This window comes from Rhodococcus sp. WMMA185, assembly GCF_001767395.1.
Classification (GTDB): domain Bacteria; phylum Actinomycetota; class Actinomycetes; order Mycobacteriales; family Mycobacteriaceae; genus Rhodococcus_F.
The window spans coordinates 2,450,039-2,469,131 of sequence record NZ_CP017014.1 but is presented as its reverse complement, the minus strand read 5'-3'; the positions used below and the strand labels follow the sequence as shown (position 1 = coordinate 2,469,131).

Below are 19,093 nucleotides of genomic sequence, written 5' to 3'. Positions count from 1 at the left end.
CCGGTGTCGTTCAGACGCTGCACGTCGTACCCTGGGGTCATGGCTTATTGCTCGACGACAGCACCGCCGGTGGGCGCAATGCCAGCCTCTCCGCAGGTCACGCCTGCGGAGTCGGAGGTTGAAAAAGTCGGCGTAGTCGATGACAGGCCCTGGGTCACCGTGGTGTGGGACGACCCAGTGAATCTGATGCACTATGTGACCTACATATTCCAGAAGCTCTTCGGATACAGCAAGGCCAGGGCGACGGAACTGATGATGCAGGTGCATTCCGAGGGGAAGGCCGTGGTGTCGAGTGGTTCTCGCGACAAAGTCGAAAACGATGTACGCAAACTGCACGCCGCGGGCCTGTGGGCCACGATGCAGCGTGACGGCGACTAACCTTCCGTTCGGACAGTAAGGAACGACAGTAAGGAACTCGGTACCTGACGTGCGAATGTGGACCCGCAAGAACTCGCTCGGTGGCGTGAAGTTGCGTTCGGAGGTGGACCCGCACGAGGCCACGGTGCTGCGTTCGCTGGTCGCCTCCGTCGTGGGTCTCCTCGAGGAGCGGGCGGCATCCGCGCCGGAGGACGAACTCGCGGCTCTGACCGGAATGCGCACCGGGAATACGACGGCCCCGGAGGACGAGGTTCTCGCCCGACTCCTGCCCGACTTCCATCGGACCGATGTCGGGGAGTCGGGGGATGCGGGCGAATCGGGGGACGGCACCCAGGCAGAGTCGCGGGCCGACATCAACGGGGCTCTGCGCGGATTGCACGAACCGGAGATCATCGACGCGAAACTGGCGGCGGGAGCCGTCATCTTGCACACCATCCCCGAGAACGGGGGCAAGGTTCTCCTGACGCCGGAGCAGGCGGACGCCTGGCTCAGCGGAATCAACGACGTGCGGTTGGCGCTCGGTACCAACCTGGGAATAGACGCCGACACCCCTGACCAGCTGGACCCCTCGGATCCCCGGGCGGCCCAATTGGACATCTACCACTGGCTGACCTGGATACAGGATTCACTCGTTCAGGTGCTCGCGCCGTGACGGCCACGGTGCCGGGCCGCACCGACTCCCTTGTCGACGTTGCAGGCCTGCGCGTCGGGCACCATCACGAACTTGACGAAGACGCCACCCTCGGAAGCGGGGCCGCGACCGGGTGCACGGTCGTCTTGGCGCCGCACGGGGTCACCGGTGCAGTCGACGTTCGTGGGGGAGGACCGGGTACTCGCGAGACCGACCTGCTCGATCCCAGCCACAGTGTTCGGAAGGTCCATGCCATCCTGCTGACCGGAGGCAGCGCCTATGGCCTCGGTGCTGCGGACGGCGTGATGCGGTGGCTCGAGGAGCGTGGTCACGGAATCCCGATGGGAGCGCCGGATCAGGTGGTTCCGATCGTTCCCGGTGCGGTGATATACGACCTTCCGGTCGGGGACTGGGGCCGGCGTCCTACCGCCGAATTCGGTTACCGCGCTGCCGACTCCGCGTCGTCGCAGTTGCGTTCGGGTTCGGTGGGAGCGGGGGTCGGTGCGCGTGCGGGGGCCTTGAAGGGGGGCATCGGCACGGCGAGTGTCGTAATCGAAGACGGCCCCGCACGCGGGGTGACCGTCGCGGCGCTGATGGTGGCGAACCCGACGGGATCTGTCTTCGATCCGTCAACGGGACTGCCGTGGGGGGTCGGCGATGCGAAGGCGTCGTCATTCGGATTGCGCCGACCGGAACGGGGAGAATTGGCGGCAGCCAACGAGTTGGCGGCGAAATCGACTGTGCTCAATACGACGATCGGCGTGATCGCCACGGATGCTCCGCTGAACAAGTCCTCGTGTCGTCGGGTCGCGGTCGCCGGACATGACGGCCTGGCCCACGCGATTCGTCCTGCGCACACACCTCTCGACGGGGATACGATTTTCGCTCTCGCCACGGGGACTCGCGATATCGAGGCCCCGGCAGGCGTTCCAGATGCGTTCGCGCCAGACCTGCCGGTCCTGACGGCGGTAACCACCGCTGCGTCCTCCGTCGTTGAGAGGGCGATCGTCGATGCCATCCTCTCGGCGACCTCGGTGGCGGGAATCCCCAGCTACCGTGACCTCTTCCCGTCCGCATTCGAGCCGGATCGTTCCTGACCGATACACTGCTTTCCGCTCGCCGACCAGAGAGGTCGCGGCACACATAGGGGGGCAGGGATGAGCATTTTTCAGAGGACCGTTTCCGGCGACGAACATGTCGTGGACGAAGATCGGGTCCGGCGCTATATCGCATACACCCGTTGGGTGTGGTTCATCGCCTCGGCTATCGCCCTCGTCAGCGCGGCGGTCACGGCGGCGACGAGTACCGGAACCCTCGCGCTGGTGATAGTCGTGGGGATGGTGGTGCAATCCGCTCTCGCGATTCCCGCGGCATGGGTTCTGCCACAGCGCGTTCGGTGGGCCCGACTGATGTTGATGGTGCTCGGCGCTCTCAGTTACGGCGCAATATATTCGGCCTTCACGACGCAGGCATGGGCAACGCTGATCCTGAATCTGTTTCTGGCGTCCACTTTCGGGGTGCTCTCGAACCGTGACGTGAAGGTTGCTTTCGCGACCGCAGCGCGCGAGCGCAAACTTGGAAGGTCACCCGATCCCGCCGCGATTGCTCACTGAGGAGCCCTGCGCAAACATAGCTGAGTACGCAACGAACCCGCACCCATTTGTGGATGTGGGTTCGTTGCTCTCGGGACGCAATCGTGGCTAGCTGACCAGGTCAGCTCATGCTCAACGAGCCGAAGAGGTTGTGGCCGGAAGGATTCCAGGCGGCGCAGTTTGTCGTCTGAAAGAAGGTGTCAGTTGATTCGATCGTCGCCGTCTGCCGGTCGTTCGTTTGGTCGGTCTGGCCGCCCTCTCGAACGGTGCCGTCGGGGCCGACGACAGACCAGAAGCAGAATGTGCCTGCAGTGGCTGCGCCGGCGCTGGTGTACGTGCCCGGCTGGATTTCATCTCCTGCGGACAAGGTCACATCCGCATTGGATGGGATCGTGTGGGCGGCAGTGAATCCCAGCGGCGATGCCGCATAGGCGGTGGGGCCGAGCACTGTGGCTGTTGCGATGGCTGAAGTTGCGATGATGGCGGTGTTGAGGATTCGCACCGCATCGAAGTTACCAGAGATTTCAGATCGCGAAAGGTCTTACATACCAACCGGAATCGTCGTTTGTGATGATGGAGTGGATTGTCCGGGTCGGGTGCGCACGTAGCCAGAGAATGGCTCACGGGACTCTTCTCGATCGGTTTGGGCGACGCATCGAAATGGTTCAGTCAGGGTTGGTCCAGGGCTACGGAAGTCCAGCCTACTGAAATTGTGAGGCCAGACGGGGGCCATCATCGATGGGGAATGGGGTATGCGGTGGCCGACCGGATCGCGTACACCTAGGATGGCGTTCACGGAGGTGGAGAAGGTGTTGGTGATCCGATCGGATCTTGTCGAGGCGATGGTCGCGCACGCGCGCGCCGACCACCCTGACGAGGCGTGCGGAATCATCGCTGGTCCTGATGGCTCCGACCGACCTGAACGACATATCCCGATGCTGAACGCGGAGCGGTCGCCGACGTTCTTCCGATTCGACTCTGGTGAGCAGCTGAGGGTGTGGCGTGCGATGGATGACGCCGATGAAGTCCCGGTTGTGATCTACCACTCACACACCGCCACCGAGGCGTATCCCAGTCGCACCGACATCTCTCTCGCATCCGAGCCGGACTCCCACTACGTGCTGATCTCCACCCGCGATCCCGGCGCCCACGAATTGCGTAGCTACCGAATCGTCGAGGGCGTGGTCACCGAGGAACCCGTCGACGTGGTTCAGAGCTACAAGTTCGCGCATACCTCCGTGGCGGACGTCCCTGACAAGTGACGTTTCCCGTCCCACGCGACGGGTCTCGTGCCGGATAGACACCCCACACCCACGAGGAGCCGACCATGGCTGTCACTGTTTCCATCCCGACCATCTTGCGCAACCACACAGGTGGCGAAAAGCGAGTGGAGGCAAAGGGTCTCACGCTCTCTGCCGTCATCGACGACCTCGACATCCGTTGCGCAGGCATCAAGGACCGTCTCATCCAAGACGGGCGGCTGCACCGGTTCGTCAACGTGTACGTCAACGACGAGGACGTCCGTTTCTCGGGTGGACTCGACACAGAGGTGGCCGACGGGGATTCGGTGACCATCCTGCCCGCCGTCGCGGGAGGCTGATCGCTGCCGTGGCGCGGTTCGATTCGCTTCTCGACACCCTTGGGGACACCCCCCTCGTGGGCTTGCCGAGATTGTCACCGCGGTGGGACGGTCCGCATCCGGTGCGATTGTGGGCGAAACTCGAGGATCGCAACCCCACCGGATCGGTGAAAGATCGCCCTGCGCTGCGCATGATCGAACAGGCTGAGGCTGACGGTGTCCTGACGCAAGGAGCGACCATTCTCGAGCCGACCAGTGGCAACACCGGAATCTCGCTTGCGATGGCGGCGAAACTGAAGGGATACCGGCTGATCTGTGTGATGCCCGAGAACACGTCGGTGGAACGTCGCCAGCTGCTCACGATGTTCGGAGCGCAGATCATCGACTCACCGGCTCGCGGTGGCTCGAACGAGGCCGTTGCCGTGGCCAAGGAGTTGTCTGCGAACAACCCCGACTGGGTGATGCTCTACCAGTACGGAAACCCTGCGAACTCCCTCGCGCATTACGAGAGCACGGGCCCGGAGATACTGCGGGACCTTCCGGAGATTACTCACTTCGTCGCCGGACTGGGCACGACGGGCACGTTGATGGGTGTCGGACGGTATCTGCGCGAGCACGTGGACGGGATCGAGATCGTGGCGGCGGAACCGAGGTACGGGGAACTGGTCTACGGTCTCCGCAACATCGAAGAGGGCTTCGTTCCCGAGTTGTACGACGAGTCGATCCTCACCTCCCGCTGGTCCGTCGGCCCCGCGGACGCGATTCGCCGCACCCGCGAACTGGTCGAGCACGAGGGGATCTTTGCGGGCATTTCCACCGGCGCCATCCTCCATGCCGCACTCGGTGTCGCACGCAAGGCAGTCAAGGCGCAGCGAACGGCGGATATCGCGTTCGTTGTGGCAGACGGGGGATGGAAATATCTGTCGACCGGCGCCTACGAGGGTACGGTCGAGGATGCTGAAGAAGCATTGGAGGGGCAACTGTGGGCATGACCAGAGCGGGGCGTGGATCGTGAGCAACCTGTTCGATTCCTCGCAATCCAATTCGCCGGTACCCCGGGGCGGTTCGCTGCCCGATCCTGCGCGGAAACCTCGGCCCGTATGGGTTACATCCGCAGTCCTCGTCGGCTGTTTCACGATTCTGCTGTACGTGATCGAATTCGTGGACGTCGTCGCAACGAACGACCGTCTTCAGAACAACGGCATCGAACCGAGGACACTCGACGGGCTCTGGGGGATTCTGTTCGCCCCTGTTCTGCACGCCGACTGGGCTCACCTCTTCGCGAACACCGTCCCACTGCTGTTGCTCGGATTCCTCGTGCTGCTGTCGGGCATCGCACGGGGAATCGCGGCGACCGGAATCGTCTGGGTGGTCGGCGGCCTGGGCACCTGGTTGACCGGCGGGTCGTATACCAACCACATCGGTGCATCGGTGCTGGTCTTCGGTCTGCTGGCCTATTTGCTGGTCCGCGGGATCTTCACTCGCAATGTCGGTCAGATCCTGATCGGCATCGTGGTGTTCGTCTTCTATGGCAGCTTGCTGTGGGGTGTCTTCCCGTCGTCGCCCTTGGTGTCCTGGCAGGGACACCTGTTCGGAGCCGTGGGTGGCGTCATCGCCGCTTGGGTGCTCTCCGCAGATGCCCGGAAGCAGCGGAATCGGAAGGCGATCGGCCCGCAAACGTTCGTGTGAGACCGCCACATGTTGCCGACGCGCCGAAACTGGTGGGAGCTTTTTCCGGATCGGGTCGTCGTGGCAGCATGACGGGTATGCGCATTACCGTCCTGGGGTGTTCAGGGAGCGTCTCCGGACCAGACTCACCTGCATCGGGCTATCTGCTGACCGCGCCGGAAACGCCGCCGCTGGTCCTCGACTTCGGCCCGGGCGTGCTCGGTGCGCTCCAACGATTCGCCGACCCCGGCAAGGTCTCGGTCTTCCTCAGCCATCTGCACGCCGACCACTGTCTGGATCTGCCCAGCCTGCTGGTGTGGCGGCGCTACCACCCCCAACCGCCGAGCGGACGTGCCCTCGTCTACGGGCCCTCCGACACCGCCCACCGAATAGGTGGGGCGTCCGCCGAGTGCGGAGCCGAGGTCGATGACATCTCCGACGCGGTCGACGTGCACTGTTGGACGGACGGCGAGCCCGTCACGTTCGGGGACCTCACCATCATCGCGCGCAGGGTGAACCATCCACCGGAGGCATACGGTCTGCGCGTTACCGACGGCGCCGGGCGCACACTCGTCTACACCGGAGACACGGGCATGTGCGACGAGGTCATCGAACTGTCTCGCGGCGCCGATGTGTTGCTTGCGGAAGCGTCGTGGACGCACAGCAAGGATCGTCCCAAGGGAATTCACCTCTCGGGAACCGAGGCTGGTCAGGTCGCGCACCGCGCGGGTGTCGGCGAACTGCTGCTCACCCACATTCCACCGTGGACGTCACGCGAAGATGTCATCGCCGAGGCGAAAGCCGAATTCTCCGGCCCCGTCCATGCAGTGTCCGCGGGCGCCGTCTACACCATCTGACGGCCTGTGGGCCGAGTTCGCGAGGGGCGACTAGGCTCTCGGGAGTGACCACACGAGCAGACGGTAGGGCGGACGACGAACTCCGCGAGGTCAAGATCACCCGAGGATTCACCACGCACCCCGCAGGATCGGTGTTGGTGGAGTTCGGAAATACCAGGGTGATGTGCACGGCCAGCGTCGAAGACAGCGTTCCGCGGTGGCGCCAAGGATCCGGGCTCGGCTGGCTGACAGCCGAATACGCCATGTTGCCCGCCGCGACCCATACCCGCAGTGGACGCGAATCGGTCAGGGGCAAGGTGGGCGGACGCACTCAGGAGATCAGCCGACTGGTCGGCCGTTCGCTTCGTGCCTGCATCGACCTCGCCGCGATCGGAGAAAACACGATTGCGCTCGACTGCGACGTCCTACAGGCCGATGGTGGAACCCGTACCGCCGCCATCACCGGTGCGTATGTCGCTCTCGTGGACGCGGTGTCGTATCTTCGCGCTGCCGGCCGCCTCACGGACCCCCAACCGATCTCTTGCGCCATCGCTGCGGTGAGTGTCGGTGTGGTCGATGGTCGGGTGCGTCTCGACTTGCCGTACGAGGAGGATTCGCGAGCGGAGGTCGACATGAATGTGGTGGCCACCGATACGGGCACTCTCGTGGAGATCCAGGGCACCGGCGAGGGAGCAACGTTCCCGCGCAGCACGCTCGACAAGCTCCTGGATTCGGCGTTGGCCGGCTGCGAGAAGCTCTTCGAGGTTCAGAAGGCCGCCCTCGAGCTTCCCTACCCCGGCGGCCTACCCGAACTGGAGGTTCCGGAGACGTCGAAGAAGAAGTTCGGAGGGTAGATCGGTGTCGACAGCCGTGCGAGTGCTGGTGGCCAGTCGCAATGCGAAGAAACTCCGTGAATTGCATCGAGTCCTGGAGTCGGCCGGTGTAGACGGTATCGAACTGGTCGGACTCGATTCGGTGCCGGAGTACCCGGAGGCGCCGGAGACTGGCGCCACATTCGAGGAGAACGCTCTTGCCAAGGCGCGTGACGGTGCACAAGCGACCGGATTGCCCTGTGTCGCAGATGACTCGGGACTCGAGGTGGACGCCTTGAACGGAATGCCCGGCGTCCTGTCTGCGCGGTGGTCGGGTGTGCACGGCGACGACAACGCCAATACCTCGTTGCTCTTGGCGCAGGTCCAGGACGTACCCGACGGCAGGCGGGGAGCCAACTTCGTCTCGGCGTGTGCCCTGGTGGTGCCGGGTGGCGACGAGTCGGTGGTCCGGGGTGAATGGCGTGGCACGATCGCCCGTGAACCGGTAGGCGACGGCGGGTTCGGCTACGATCCGGTCTTCTTGCCGGATGCCGACACCAGATCGGCGGCGCAGCTCTCGCCGGAAGAAAAGGACGCGTCCTCGCATCGAGGACGCGCCCTGGTCCAACTCGTTTCCGCGCTGGCGGCGCTCACCGAACGCTGATCGGTGGCGTAGGGGTCTCGGTCAGAGGCCGAAGGCGGTTCGAACCTGCTTGGTCCGCTGGTGCTCGACGTAGAAGGAAAGAAACGGGATGGTGCCTGCGAGGAGGGTTCCGACCGTCCGGCCCGCGGGCCAACGGACCTTCACGGCCAAGTCCATGGTGACCAGCAGGTACACGAAGTACACCCAGCCGTGGACTACTGCGATCCAGCTGGGCAGATTTTCGACCTGGAAGATGTACTTGGCGACCATTTCGGCCGTGAGAACCAGCAGCCATATACCGGTGGCGTAGGCGAGGACACGGTAACGCAGGAGCGCGGGGGCTACCTTCTGCTGCTTTGAAGTGTCCGCGACCGAACTCGCGGTCTTCTCGTCTTGGCCCGTGCTCACGTGGAACTCCTATCGTTCTCGCGAGCGGACAGCTCGGCGAGATACTGGTTGTACTGCGAAATCTGTTGGTTCTCGGGGTCGTCGGGATCTGAGTATTCGACAACCGTGGGGCGAGAGGGTAGGAGGTCCGCCGGGATCTCGTGCAAAGTTGCAGGTGTAGTCGGGGCATCGGCTCGGTTCGCCGGGTTTGTGTCCTCCGGTTGAGCGTCCTCGAGCTGAGCGTTGTCGAGTTCGGTGTCCCGCAGTCGTGCGTCTTCCAGTTGGACGAACCGCCGATACGAGTACACGAGGAACCCCGCAAACAACGGCCACTGGAAGGCATAACCGAGGTTCTGACCGGTTCCCCCCACCGCCTCGAAGCGAGTCCACTGCCACCAGCCGAGTGCGAGACACCCCACAGCCCCGACGAGCACCAACAGAATCAGCGCAGGACGACGTTGCTTGTGGGTTCCGGACACGTAGTGACGGTACCTGAATCGCCGAATGCGCTGCTAGGAGCGGGTCGACGGTATGGCGATGGTCACATGGTAGCCCGGGTGTCCTTGGCGGATGCCAGGTCGACGGTTCGCGATCACGTGTGGTGCGCGAGGGGGGACTCGAACCCCCACGTCCTCTCGGACACCAGGACCTAAACCTGGCGCGGCTGCCAATTACGCCACTCGCGCGCGAAGGCTAAGAGTACGTCATCGGTGGAGGACGCCCGCACGCACGGGTCGACGGGAGCGTTCATACCTACGTCAGTTTCAGGTGCACGGTCTGGGTCAGCCTCAGGTGCACGGTCTGGCTTCGAGGCGCTTCCGGCTCCCCGGAGTTCGTCGCAGATCGTGGGCGAACCGGCTGCACGCATAAGCCCGATATCTCGTCAAGATGATAACGAATTGATAACGATAAATATGAGACATTCCTCAGGTTCTTGGACGTCCATGCACCACCCGGGTCCAGCGTGGATGCGAGCTACTCGGCAGTCACTTTTGACGGAACCTGTGAGTGACATCACCGGATGTACCCACGTTACGCGACCCCGGGGGCCGTAAGGGGGTATGAACGTGAGGAAATCCTCATAATTGTGTGTCAACCTTGAACGGCCCTCGAGCGCTGATCAGAACCGGTACAGCCGATGCTCCGCGCCGAGGGCGGCAGACCCGGCCATTCCCACCTCTGACCAGGGGGACCAGGAGAGGACACATGCGTGACGATTGACGGTACGACACCCGCGGGAAACGGGAGAAATGTGAAGGGTTCGCGGCACGTCGGCGTAGGAAGAGGCGACGACGTTCGGTCGTCGTATCGGGGAACCCTCGTCGATCGTCTGCGCGCGGGTGAGCCCTACGCGTTGGCTTTCGGGGGTCAGGGGGCGCCCTGGCTGAGCTCGCTCGAGGAACTGAGCCGTGACAACGGGCTCGAGCCCGTTCTGACCAAGATCGTCAACGATGCCGCCGCCTGTCTGGCTCCCGTGGCACAGGAGTTGCTCGTCGTGCGGCCGGCCGGATTCGATCCCATCGCGTGGATCCTCGAGCAGGAACTCGCAGACAAAGAGGACGGCGGCCCCTCCGATGCGGCGCTCAGCTCGGCGGCGGTGTCGCTCCCGGGCGTCTTCCTCACCCAGATCGCGGCATTGCGTGCACTGGTGGCCCAGGGTCTCGATCCCGTGGTTACGCCTCCCGTGTCGGTAATCGGTCACTCGCAGGGGCTCATCGCCGCCGAAGCGGTGACTTCCTCGGGTGAGAAGGACGGTGAACTCCTTGCGCTCACGCAGCTGATCGGTGCGGCAGCCGGGCTGGTCGGGCGCCGTCGAGGTGTGATCTCCGCAGCGGACTCGACCCCCATGCTTGCCGTCTCCAACGTCGATCCGGAGCGTCTTCGGCAGATCGTCGGGGAACTTGCGGAGGGTCTCGATCCCGAGCGCGCCGCCGCCCTCAGCATCCGCAACGCCCGGCGACGTGTCGTGTTGTCCGGTCCGCCCGCCCAGCTGGCGCGCGTGCAGCAACGATGCGAGCAGATCGCGGCCGACGAGGCACGCGAGCGCGATGCCAAGAAGCGTGGCGGCTCGGTCTTCTCGCCGATCTTCGAGGCCCTCGGCGTGGAGATCGGCTTCCACCACCCCGCTCTTGCCGAGACGATCGACATCGTCGGTCAGTGGGCTGCGCGCTGTGGTCTGGACGAGGAGAAGGCGCGCGCCCTCACGAGCGGTACGTTGGTCGACCCCGTCGACTGGGTCGATGCCGTGGAGGGTGCCGTCGACGCCGGTGCCGCGTGGATCCTCGATCTGGGTCCGGAGGACATCCTCACCCGAATGACCTCGGCAAGCGTTCGCGGTCGGGGGGTCGGGATCGTCCCGGCCGCCACTCGGGGTGGTCAGCGGAATCTTCTCACCCCCGGTGCGACCCCCGAGGTTCCGGCGGCGTGGACCGAGTTCCTTCCGAAGCCGGTGACACTTCCCGGCGGCCGCATCGGAGTCGAGACCGCGTTCACGAAGCTGACCGGTCGTTCGCCGATCCTGCTGGCAGGCATGACCCCGACGACCGTCGACGCCAAGATTGTCGCCGCCGCCGCCAACGCAGGCCACTGGGCCGAGCTCGCCGGCGGTGGACAGGTCACCGAGCAAATCTTCGAAGACCGTGTCGCGGAACTGAAGACGCTACTCGAGCCCGGTCGTGCGGTGCAGTTCAACTCGTTGTTCCTCGATCCCTACCTGTGGAAACTGCAGATCGGAGGCAAGCGTCTCGTTCAGCGGGCGCGCGCTGCGGGCGCCCCGTTCGACGGCGTCGTCGTCAGCGCCGGCATCCCGGAACTCGAGGAGGCGGTCGCGCTCATCGAGGAGCTCACCGAGGTCGGCATCACCCACATCGTCTTCAAGCCGGGCACAATCGCGCAGATCCGTTCAGTGATTCGCATCGCCAACGAGGTTCCGTCGTTCCCCGTCATCGTTCACATCGAGGGCGGCAGGGCCGGCGGCCACCACTCGTGGGAGGACCTCGACGACCTGCTGCTGGATACCTACTCGGAGTTGCGTGCGAGGCCCAACCTGGTGATCTGTGTCGGTGGCGGCATCGGCACTCCCGAGCGGGCGGCCGAATACCTGACCGGCCGATGGTCTGCCGAAGCCGGGTTCCCGGCAATGCCCGTCGACGGCATCCTCGTCGGCACAGCCGCAATGGCCACCCTGGAGTCCACCACCTCTGCGGAGGTAAAGAAACTGCTCGTCGAAACTCCCGGAACCCCGGACTGGGTAGCGGCGGGCACCGCCGAGGGGGGCATGGCCTCGGGCCGTAGTCAGCTCGGTGCCGACATCCACGAGATCGACAACGCCGCGTCGCGCACCGGTCGACTACTCGACGAGGTCGCCGGCGATTCCGACGCCGTGGCCGAGCGCCGCGACGAGATCATTGCGGCACTGAACATCACGGCGAAGCCGTACTTCGGTGACGTCGAGGCGATGACCTACGAGCAATGGCTCCGCCGCTACCTCGAGCTGGCGGTCGGGATCGATGCCGCGAAGGAATTCGACTGCGGCACAGACCTTCAGGACGCCATCGGCGAAGCCACCGTCAGCCCGTGGCTCGATGTCACGTGGCGCGACCGCTTCTCAGAGATGCTTCAGCGCACCGAGTCGCGTCTGCACCCCGTCGACCGGGGGCCGATCCCCACCCTGTTCGCCGACCCCGCGATCCTCGAGCGCCCCGAAGCCGCCATCTGCGCGCTGGCGGCCCAGTACCCCGATTTCGCTACCACCGCACTACATCCTGCGGACGTATCGTTCTTCGTGTCGCTGTGCAAGACGCCAGGCAAGCCGGTCAACTTCGTGCCTGTCGTGGACGGTGACGTCCGTCGCTGGTGGCGCTCCGACTCCCTGTGGCAGGCACACGACCCCCGCTACACCGCGGACCAGGTCTGCGTCATCCCGGGCACCGTTTCCGTCGCGGGCATCACGCGAGTCGACGAACCTGTCGGTGAATTGCTCGACCGTTTCGAGAAGGCCACTTACGACGAATTGCTCGCAGAAGGCGCAGCGCCGATCGCCCGGATCGGGCGTCGTCATCAGGACGTCGCGCCCGGCCTCATCGACGTGGTTCTCTCCGCGCCTGACATCACCTGGGCTACACGCCTGACCCAGAGCCCGGTTCGCCGCCTCGGTGACCTCGACAAGTGGTCGGTCGAGTCCGATACCAAGGCGTTCCACGAGACCACAGGTGCCGAACTCTCCGTCATCGACGACGAGCATGTGCTTCTCACCGTTCCACTGGTGGCAGGAAAGTCCGTGAACATCCGGATCACGGTGGCTGAATCTGTCGCCGACGGTGGCGCCCCGGTTGTTACCGAGGTCGACGCGGAGCAGTCCATGACGGCGCTCCTGGCGGTTGCGGCAGGTCAGGAGTTACCCACTGTCAAGGGTGGTGTCGCGCGACTCAACGTCGCCTGGATGCCCGATCTGGTCGCCGACCATGCCGGTGTCACCGGTTCGGGTCTGCCCACAACGCTGAGCGTCAGTGGTAGGGCCGTCCCGGACGTGATCGTCGGTGCTTGCTGGCCCGCCGTCTTCGCCGTGCTCGGTGGCGCGAAGACCGAAGATTCGTTGTCGGTCATCGAGGGAATGCTCGACCTCGTTCACTTGGACCACACCGTCGAATTCGTCGGGGAGCTGCCGTCGGAGACCAGCATTCTGGTGGTCAAGGCTGCGGTCGTCTCCGTTCTCGACACCGACCTGGGTCGCGTCGTCGAGGTCAAGGTCGACGTCGGCGCCATGCTGGGCGAGGGCCTCGAGGCGCCTGCCGTGGCCACTCTCTCGGAACGCTTCGCGATCCGTGGGCGTACCGGCAAGGGTGCACTTGCCGACCCGGCACGCGCGGGTGGCTCGCTCAGCGACGAGGCCACTGACACGCCGCGACGCCGTCGCCGCGAGACCACGATCGTCGCTCCCCGCAACATGGGCTCGTTCGCCCAGGTGTCGGGTGACCACAACCCGATCCACACTGCTGACAACGCGGCGTTGCTCGCAGGCCTCGGCAGCCCGATCGTGCACGGCATGTGGCTGTCCGCCGCTGCCCAGCAGGTTGTGACCGCCGTCGACCGCACCGAGACCAGGATGCCGCCGCGTCGTCTCACCGCCTGGACCGCTCGCTTCTTGGGCATGGTTCGGCCGGGTGCCGAGATCGACGTTCGCGTCGACCGAGTCGCAGTCGAACGCGGCGCCGAGATCGTCGAGGTCGGCTGCCGAATCGACGGCGACCTGGTGATGGTGGCGACGGGTCGCACTGCCGCCCCGAGGACCGCCTACGCGTTCCCCGGGCAGGGAATCCAGCAAGCCGGAATGGGCCTCGATGCCCGTGCCCGGTCGAAGGCCGCACGCGAGATCTGGGACCGCGCCGACAAGCACACCCGCAGTGCTCTCGGTTTCTCGATCCTCGCGGTCGTCCGCGACAACCCGACAGTTGTCAGGGCCCGCGGTGTCGAATACAAGCACCCGGACGGCGTCCTGCATCTGACCCAGTTCACCCAGGTGGCGATGGCGACCCTCGGTGTGGCCCAGGTGGCCGAGTTGCGCGAGTCGGGCGCGTTCGTCGAGGGCGCGTTGCTGGCCGGCCACTCGGTCGGCGAGTACAACGCCCTCGCTGCCGTCGCCGGCGTGCTGCCCCTCGAGGCTGTGCTCGAGGTCGTCTTCCAACGCGGATCGGCGATGCACGCACTCGTCCCCCGCGACGAGGCCGGGCGTTCCGACTACAGGATGGCCGCGATCCGTCCGTCGCAGATCGGACTGCGCGACGACGACGTCGTGACGTTCGTGACCGGCATCGCCGAGCAGACCGGTGAGTTCCTGCAGGTGGTGAATCTCAACCTTCGCGGTTCGCAGTATGTCGTCGCGGGCACGGTCGCCGGGCTGGATGCGCTCGAGCGCGAAATCGACCTCCGCCGTGAGGCTTTCGGGGGTAAGCGCGCGTACATCATGATCCCGGGTATCGATGTCCCCTTCCACTCGATGGTGCTGCGCAGGGGTGTCGACGATTTCCGTGGTCGCCTCGAGGAACTGCTTCCACAGGACATCGACCCTGCCATTTTGATCGGGCGATACATCCCGAACCTTGTTCCCAAGCCGTTCTCCCTGAAGAAGGAGTTCGTGCAGGAGATCGTCGACCTGGTTCCCTCGAAGCCCCTCGAGAAGGTGCTGGGGGACTTCGACTCCTGGGCGAACAAGCCGGTGGAGCTCACCCGTGTGCTGCTGACTGAGCTGCTGGCGTGGCAGTTCGCCAGCCCGGTGCGCTGGATCGAGACGCAAGATCTGCTTTTCACCGGCGAATCCGACGGCGGGCTGGGGGTCGAGCGGTTCGTCGAGATCGGTCTGGGTGCGGTCCCGACGGTCGCGAACTTGGCGTCGCAGACGCTGAAGCTGCCCGATCGCTTCGGCCACCCGGTCGAGGTACTCAACATCGAGCGTGAAGCGTCCATCGTCTACTCCACCGACGTCGACCCGGCGCCGACCGAGGAGGACGAGGTCAGCGAAGAGCCGGACACCGGCGCGGCGCCGGAAGCACCCGCCGCCACGGCGCCCGCCCCGAGCGCACCGGCCGCGGCCCCGTCCGCTGGGCCACGGCCGGACGACATCGCGTTCACGGCTGCCGATGCCACCGCTGTGCTGATCAGCCTGTGGACCAAGCTTCGCCCCGACCAGATCGGTCCGGCCGACACGATCGAGGCGCTGTGCGATGGCGTGTCCTCGCGCCGTAACCAGCTACTCGTCGACCTTGGCTCCGAACTCTCGCTCGGTGCCATCGACGGTGCCGCCGATGCCGATATGCGTTCGCTGGCCGGCACTGTCGATTCCTTGGCTCGCACGTACAAGGCCTTCGGCCCGGTGCTGTCCGATTCGATCACCGACCACCTCCGCAAGGTCTTCGGTCCTTCAGGTCGTCGCCCGGCAGCGATCGCGGATCGTGTGAAGAAGGTCTGGGAACTCGGCGACGGCTGGGCGCATCATGTCACCGCCGAGGTGGCGCTCGGAACCCGCGATGGTTCCAGTATCCGCGGCGGTGAGCTCGGCGGTCTGGCCTCCGGCGGTCTGGCAGACGGCGCGGCAGTGGACGCCGCGATCGATGGCGCTGTGGGCGCAGTGGCCGCGCGGCGCGGGATCAGCGTTTCGCTGCCATCCTCGGGTGGTGGCGCAGCGGGCACCGTGGACGCTGCTGCGCTCGGTGAGTTCACCGAACACATCACCGGCCGCGATGGAGTGTTGGCTTCGGCGGCCCGGCTGGTGCTCGAGCAACTCGGTCTCGCCGACGACACGGCAACGCAGTTGCAACCCACCGACACCGAGTTGATCGACCTCGTGTCCGCGGAACTCGGTTCCGACTGGCCGCGTCTGGTTGCTCCCGCGTTCGACGGTGCCAGGGCTGTCCTCCTCGACGACCGTTGGGCCAGCACGCGTGAAGATCTGGCTCGCATGTGGATTCGGTCGAGTGAAGGGGACGCCGCTGCGGCAGGCTCTGCGCCCGTCAGCGCTGAGAGCTTTGCCGGTGCAGGAAAATCTGTTGCCACGCATGCCAAGTGGTGGCAGTCCCGGGCGGCCGAAGAGGGCCGCGCAGCACTCGCCGAGGAGTACGGGCGCATCGCGGAAGTGGCGGTTGCCGATGTCGGCGAGACGAGCGAATGGGCAGACGAGATCGCCGTCATCACCGGAGCCAGCAAGGGTTCCATCGCGGCCGCGGTCGCGGGCAAGCTTCTAGCGGGAGGCGCCACCGTCTTCGTGACCACGTCACGTCTCGACGACGAGCGTTTGCGTTTCTACCGCGATCTCTACCGCACCAACGCTCGTGGCGGCGCCGCCCTCTGGGTGGTCCCGGCAAACATGGCCTCCTACACCGATATCGATTCGCTCATCGAGTGGATCGGCGAGGCCCAGTACGAGACCGCTGGTGGATCGAAGAAGCTCGTCAAGGAAGTCGTCACCCCGACGCTCCTGTTCCCGTTCGCCGCACCCCGCGTGGCGGGCGATCTGGCCGACGCGGGTGCCCGCGCCGAAATGGAGATGCGTGTACTCCTGTGGTCGGTGGAACGCCTGATCGGTGGACTGGGCAAGATCGGTTACGACAGGGACGTCGACACCCACCTGCACGTGGTGTTGCCCGGTTCCCCCAATCGCGGTCTGTTCGGTGGCGACGGTGCATACGGCGAGGCCAAGGCAGCGCTCGATGCGATCGTCGCGCGCTGGAAGGCGGAGCGGAACTGGGCCGATCGCGTCACGCTGGTGCACGCGCTTATCGGTTGGGTTCGCGGCACCGGCCTGATGGGCGGCAACGACCCACTGGTCGAGGCAGTCGAAAGTGCCGGGGTGCGTACGTGGTCCACCAAGGAAATGGCCACCGAACTGCTGCGGTGGTGCAAGCCCGAGACACGTCGCCTCGCCGCCACCGAGCCGGTGGGGGCCGACCTGACCGGCGGACTCGCCGAGGTGAAACTGGACTTGCCTGCCCTGGCGAAGCAAGCACAGGAATCGGCGGAGGCAGCCGATGCCGCCACCGGTGATGCCGCCGAGCGCGACACGATCGCGGCCCTGCCGGCGCCGCCGCGGATCACCGAGCCGGTAACCACGCAGTGGCCGAGCGTCACCGCGGCCCCCGAGGACCTCGTCGTCATCGTCGGTGCCGGTGAACTCGGGCCGTTCGGTTCCGCACGCACTCGCTTCGAGATGGAGGTCGACGAAGAGTTGTCGGCCGCGGGCGTTCTCGAACTCGCCTGGAACACCGGACTGGTCGTGTGGGAGACCACACCGTCTCCGGGTTGGTACGACGCCGAGAGTGGTGAACTGGTTCCGGAGGCGGAGATTGCGGATCGCTACCACGACACGGTCGTCGAGCGCTGCGGTATCCGCCGATACGAAGACGACGGTGCGATGGTCGAGAACACCGCGCCCTTGTTGACGTCGGTGTTCCTCGACAAGGATCTGACCTTCGTTGTCGGCAGCGAGGCCGAGGCCATGAGCTTCACCTCGGCAGACCCGGAGAACACGGTCGCGACCCAGGTGCCCGACAGCGGTGACTGGCAGGTCACCCGTCGTGCGGGCACCGAGATCCGCGTGCCGCGCCGGATGAAACTCACCCGGAGCGTGGGCGGTCAGGTTCCGACCGGATTCGACGTCACCAAGTGGGGTATCCCGGCCGACATGGCCGACTCCGTCGACCGGGTGGGCCTGTGGAACATCGTCGCCACGGTGGACGCGTTCCTCACCGGAGGGTTCACGCCCAGCGAACTGCTGCGGTGGGTGCACCCCTCACTGGTCGCCAACACCCAGGGCACCGGTATGGGCGGCATGACCTCGATGCGCTCGCTGTATATCGACACGCTGCTCGGTGAGAGCCGGCCGAACGACATCCTGCAGGAAGCGCTACCGAATGTGATTGCGGCGCATGTTGTTCAGTCGTATGTCGGCGGTTACGGTGCCATGGTCCACCCGGTTGCGGCATGTGCCACGGCCGCGGTCTCCGTGGAAGAGGGCGTCGACAAGATCAAGCTCGGAAAGGCGCAGTTCGCGGTCGCAGGTGGATTCGACGATCTCGACATCGAGGGCATTGTCGGATTCGGTGACATGTCCGCGACGGCCAAGACCGATGACATGCGGGCCAAGGGCATCGACGACCGTCGATTCTCGCGGGCCAACGACCGCCGGCGTGGCGGGTTCGTCGAGTCCCAGGGCGGCGGCACGATCCTGCTGGCGCGTGGTGACCTTGCGCTCGAGATGGGCCTGCCCGTTCTCGGCGTGGTCGCCTACGCCGGCTCGTTCGCGGACGGAGTTCACACGTCGATCCCGGCCCCCGGCATCGGTGCGCTCGGTGCGGGCCGTGGGGGAGTGGACTCCAGGCTCGCCCAGTCGCTCGGCTCACTGGGTGTGAGCGCGGACGACATCTCGGTGATCTCCAAGCACGACACCTCCACGGCGGCCAACGATCCCAACGAGGCGGAGCTACACGAACGTCTCGCCGGGGCACTCGGCCGCAGCGATGGTGCGCCGCTGTTCGTCGTCTCGCAGAAGAGCCTCACCGGGCACGCCAAGGGTGGTGCCGCCGCGTTCCAGCTGATCGGTCTCTGCCAGGTGCTCTCCCAGGGCATCGTCCCGCCGAACCGCAGCCTCGACTGTGTGGACGAGAAGATGTCCGAGTTCGACCACCTTGTATGGGCTCAGGAGCCGCTGCGCTTCGGCGAGCAGTTCCCGCTGCGGGCCGGTCTGTTGACCAGCCTTGGGTTCGGGCATGTATCCGGCATGATCGCGGTGGTACACGCGCAGGCTTTCGTCGAGTCGATCCCGGCTGACAGGCGAGAGGCGTACCTCGATCAGGCTCGCAGGCGAACCGTCGAGGGTCAGCGTCGTCTGGCCCGCGCGATGTGCGGGGGCGCCGGCCTTTACGAGCGTCCCGCCGATCGCCGCTTCGGTGGCGACGGCGTCCCGGCTGCGGCAGCACGCCAGCTCGAGGCGGACGTGCTGCTCACCGAGGCGGCTCGGCTGGGAGCGGACGGCGTGTACGGCTCGGGTCTGCCCGGCTGCAAGTAGGAACGTCGAGCG

The 19,093-nt window shown here is 65.5% G+C and carries 15 protein-coding genes and 1 tRNA gene; 12 read left to right on the top strand and 4 right to left on the bottom strand.

Translation table 11 applies throughout. From position 1 onward, the window contains the following. The first annotated feature begins 39 nt into the window (after positions 1-39). Genes clpS through BFN03_RS11020 form a run of 4 tightly spaced genes read left to right on the top strand, consistent with a single transcriptional unit; the run spans position 40 to position 2,622 of the window. Positions 40-378, top strand: coding sequence for an ATP-dependent Clp protease adapter ClpS (clpS, locus tag BFN03_RS11035; protein ID WP_070379039.1), 339 nt, complete (start codon positions 40-42; stop codon positions 376-378). Positions 379-427: 49 nt separating this feature from the next. Then, a complete protein-coding gene (gene aosR / locus BFN03_RS11030) occupies positions 428-1,030 on the top strand; it encodes an oxidative stress transcriptional regulator AosR (protein ID WP_070379038.1) in 603 nt (200 codons plus the stop codon). Next, positions 1,027-2,106 carry a P1 family peptidase gene (locus tag BFN03_RS11025; RefSeq protein WP_070379037.1) on the top strand — a complete coding sequence of 360 codons (1,080 nt, stop codon included), beginning with the start codon at positions 1,027-1,029 and terminating at the stop codon, positions 2,104-2,106. The genes aosR and BFN03_RS11025 overlap by 4 nt, the downstream gene beginning before the upstream one ends. A gap of 60 nt (positions 2,107-2,166) precedes the next feature. Then, positions 2,167-2,622 carry a hypothetical protein gene (locus BFN03_RS11020; RefSeq protein ID WP_070379036.1) on the top strand — a complete coding sequence of 152 codons (456 nt, stop codon included), beginning with the start codon at positions 2,167-2,169 and terminating at the stop codon, positions 2,620-2,622. A gap of 100 nt (positions 2,623-2,722) precedes the next feature. On the opposite strand, the gene BFN03_RS11015 is transcribed toward BFN03_RS11020, so the two are convergent. After that, positions 2,723-3,103, bottom strand: coding sequence for a hypothetical protein (locus BFN03_RS11015; protein ID WP_070379035.1), 381 nt, complete (start codon positions 3,101-3,103; stop codon positions 2,723-2,725). Positions 3,104-3,386: 283 nt separating this feature from the next. Here BFN03_RS11015 and BFN03_RS11010 point away from each other — a divergent pair, with 283 nt between their 5' ends. The 7 genes from BFN03_RS11010 to rdgB all read left to right on the top strand — a co-directional run bounded on the left by BFN03_RS11010 (position 3,387) and on the right by rdgB (position 8,160). Further along, positions 3,387-3,863 (top strand): Mov34/MPN/PAD-1 family protein, encoded by a 477-nt coding sequence (locus BFN03_RS11010; protein ID WP_157109598.1) that lies wholly within the window; start codon positions 3,387-3,389, stop codon positions 3,861-3,863. A gap of 65 nt (positions 3,864-3,928) precedes the next feature. Then, on the top strand, positions 3,929-4,201 hold the full coding sequence (locus BFN03_RS11005; protein WP_070379034.1) for a MoaD/ThiS family protein: 273 nt from the start codon (positions 3,929-3,931) through the stop codon (positions 4,199-4,201). 8 nt (positions 4,202-4,209) lie between these two features. Next, on the top strand, positions 4,210-5,172 hold the full coding sequence (locus BFN03_RS11000) for a PLP-dependent cysteine synthase family protein (RefSeq protein WP_070379033.1): 963 nt from the start codon (positions 4,210-4,212) through the stop codon (positions 5,170-5,172). After that, positions 5,135-5,869 (top strand): rhomboid family intramembrane serine protease, encoded by a 735-nt coding sequence (locus BFN03_RS10995; protein ID WP_084385590.1) that lies wholly within the window; start codon positions 5,135-5,137, stop codon positions 5,867-5,869. The genes BFN03_RS11000 and BFN03_RS10995 overlap by 38 nt, the downstream gene beginning before the upstream one ends. A gap of 77 nt (positions 5,870-5,946) precedes the next feature. Beyond that, the gene (locus BFN03_RS10990; protein WP_198163259.1) at positions 5,947-6,705 is read left to right on the top strand and encodes a cyclic nucleotide-degrading phosphodiesterase; all 759 of its coding nucleotides are present in this window, start codon (positions 5,947-5,949) and stop codon (positions 6,703-6,705) included. A 44-nt stretch (positions 6,706-6,749) separates the two neighbouring features. Next, a complete protein-coding gene (gene rph, locus BFN03_RS10985; RefSeq protein ID WP_070379031.1) occupies positions 6,750-7,538 on the top strand; it encodes a ribonuclease PH in 789 nt (262 codons plus the stop codon). Between the two features lie 22 nt (positions 7,539-7,560). Then, positions 7,561-8,160 (top strand): RdgB/HAM1 family non-canonical purine NTP pyrophosphatase, encoded by a 600-nt coding sequence (gene rdgB, locus BFN03_RS10980; RefSeq protein WP_084385769.1) that lies wholly within the window; start codon positions 7,561-7,563, stop codon positions 8,158-8,160. Positions 8,161-8,181: 21 nt separating this feature from the next. Here the strand turns inward: rdgB and BFN03_RS10975 are convergent, their stop codons facing one another. From BFN03_RS10975 to BFN03_RS10965, 3 genes are all read right to left on the bottom strand, one after another. Continuing rightward, the gene (locus BFN03_RS10975; RefSeq protein WP_070379029.1) at positions 8,182-8,547 is read right to left on the bottom strand and encodes a DUF3817 domain-containing protein; all 366 of its coding nucleotides are present in this window, start codon (positions 8,545-8,547) and stop codon (positions 8,182-8,184) included. Beyond that, a complete protein-coding gene (locus BFN03_RS10970; protein ID WP_070379028.1) occupies positions 8,544-9,005 on the bottom strand; it encodes a transcriptional regulator in 462 nt (153 codons plus the stop codon). Before BFN03_RS10970 ends, BFN03_RS10975 begins: the two co-directional genes overlap by 4 nt. Before the next feature lie 120 nt (positions 9,006-9,125). Further along, positions 9,126-9,212: transfer RNA gene (locus BFN03_RS10965), tRNA-Leu, on the bottom strand. A 524-nt stretch (positions 9,213-9,736) separates the two neighbouring features. Between BFN03_RS10965 and BFN03_RS10960 the strand changes: the two genes are divergently transcribed. Beyond that, positions 9,737-19,081, top strand: a complete 9,345-nt coding sequence (locus tag BFN03_RS10960) for a type I polyketide synthase (protein WP_070379027.1) — start codon at positions 9,737-9,739, stop codon at positions 19,079-19,081. The last annotated feature ends 12 nt before the right edge of the window (positions 19,082-19,093 follow it).